General features: G+C 60.1%; 2 protein-coding genes. Both read left to right on the forward strand.

Annotated elements, in window-relative coordinates; all coding sequences use genetic code 11:
- Positions 1-836: tRNA-guanine transglycosylase (locus tag Q4E95_RS12915; protein ID WP_303383687.1), on the forward strand; the 836-nt coding region annotated here is incomplete at its 5' end.
- A 143-nt stretch (positions 837-979) separates the two neighbouring features.
- Positions 980-2287 (forward strand): biotin carboxylase (locus tag Q4E95_RS12920; RefSeq protein WP_303383688.1); only part of this gene is annotated, 1308 nt, incomplete at its 3' end.

A 2287-nucleotide genomic window follows, 5' to 3' on the forward strand; every position in this document is an offset into this window, starting at 1 on the left:
CCAAGGGCCAGGAACGCATGGCCAACGTCGACGACGACGGCGTGTGGTTCCGTTCTTACATCAACGGTGACCTCCACCGGTTCACCCCGGAGATCTCCATGCAGATCCAGCACAACTTGGGCGCGGACATCATGTTTGCCTTCGATGAGCTGACCACGCTTCACAACTCCCGGGGCTACCAGGAAGAGGCGTTGGAGCGAACTCGGTTGTGGGCGCTTCGCTGCATCGCGGAACACCAACGCCTGACCGAGGAGCGCTCCCACAAGCCGTACCAGGCGCTGTTCGGAGTTGTTCAAGGTGCACAGTACGAAGACCTGCGCCGGAAGGCTTGCCGAGATTTGGCCACCATGGGCTTCGACGGATTCGGCATCGGCGGAGCCCTGGAAAAACAGCAATTGGGAACAATTGTTCGCTGGTGCACCGAAGAGTTACCGGAAAGTACACCGAAACATCTTCTGGGCATTTCCGAACCCGATGATATCTTTACGGCAATCGACAACGGCGTGGACACCTTCGACTGCGTTTCACCCACCAGGGTGGCGCGCTCATCAGCCGTCTACTCCCCGACCGGACGGTTCAACCTGACCAACGCACGTTTTGCGCGGGACTTCACACCGATCTCCGACACGTGTCCGTGCTACACATGCGCCCACTACACCCGGGCGTACTTGAGGCACTTGTTCAAGGCCAAGGAACGCAACGCCGCGACCTTGGCATCCATCCACAACGAGCGGTTCATCCTGGACATCGTGTCCGGAGCGCGCGACGCGATAAACACCGGAAATTATTTCGAATACCGAGATAAAACTCTCAGGAATTACTACCAAATGCAATGATCACCTTACTGCTACTCTCCCTGTCGCGGTCCCGCCGTCTGAAATCTTTGTACTCAAACCCCGGGACACGCCGCACTGTGTTGTACACCACATTCGCGGCCCTGTATAAACGGGAATCACAGCGATCCGGAGGGGTGGTCAGCATGACCGAGAACGAGGACCAAACTGGCGTGGACTTGGATTCCACGCCCACACCCGCGCAAGATGCGGCCAATTCCGGAGTGGGGGAAACACTCGCCGGCACTCCTGCTAGCGAACCCGTAGACGGAGAATTCAAAGCACCACCTACCGGGGGCCTGTCCCTGGTGGATCCCCGCGAAAGTGAACAACCCGCCAAGGGCGTGATCCCCGGCAGGCCAGCCTCCGTAGACGAAACGAACGAAGTCACCGCTGGCGGTTACGGCGTGGGTGTCGATGCAAAATATGTCCCGCCCAGCATGGCTGGACCCACGCGACGCGTACTGCGCAATATCTCTGAGGTGCGGCACTTCTTCCGCGTCAACGACACCCCCGTGTTCTTCGTGGGTGCCACCCCGTTCAACCTGCTGGGCCTGGACCGCTGGGTGCGGAACCTGTCCTACATCTCGTTCTACGACGGCTGGGACGGCGCACATCCGCGCATCTTCACGCCTAAGAACAAGCCCGCCCGTGAGTTCGAGTCCGGCGAGGACATCAACAACTGGCTCCTGCGTCATCACGAGGTTCGCGCGCTGATCGATTCCCGCACGCCTCGGGGGACCCGACCCAAGATCGCTCTGGTCTTCTTCAACGAAGAGACCGAGGAGATCTGCGAGGAACTCGGGTACGACCTGATCCTGCCCAAGGCGGAGCTTCGCGAAAAACTGGACTCCAAGCTGATCACCACGCGCCTCGGCAACGAGGTGGGAGTGCCCTCGGTACCGAACATCCTCACCACGGTGGACTCCTGGGACGAGCTCCAGAAAGAAACCACCGAGAACGGCCTCGGCACCGACCTCGTGGTGCAGACGGCCTACGGCGACTCCGGCAAGACTACGTTCTTCATCAAGTCCGAAGAGGACTGGAATCAATACAAGGACGAGATCGTCGGCCAAGAGGTCAAGGTCATGAAGCGCATCAACAACTTCCCTGTTGCGGTGGAGGCGGTGCAGACCGACGCCGGCACCATTGTGGGCCCGTTCATGACCGAGTTGACCGGATACCCGGAATTGACCCCCTACCGCGGTGGCTGGTGCGGCAACGAGACCTTCCCGGACGTACTCGACGACGAGACGCGCGCCGTGGCCTCGGACATGGTCCGCAGACTGGGTGACCGCCTGGGTGAGGAGGGCTACAAGGGCTTCTTCGAAGTGGACGTGCTCATCGACCTGGACACCAAGGACGTGTACCTGGGTGAGCTGAACCCGCGCATTTCCGGAGCAACATCCATTACTCAAGTCACCGCCGGTGCATACGCGGACGTCCCCCTGTTC

This window comes from Kocuria sp. (assembly GCF_030536815.1).
GTDB lineage: Bacteria > Actinomycetota > Actinomycetes > Actinomycetales > Micrococcaceae > Kocuria > Kocuria gwangalliensis.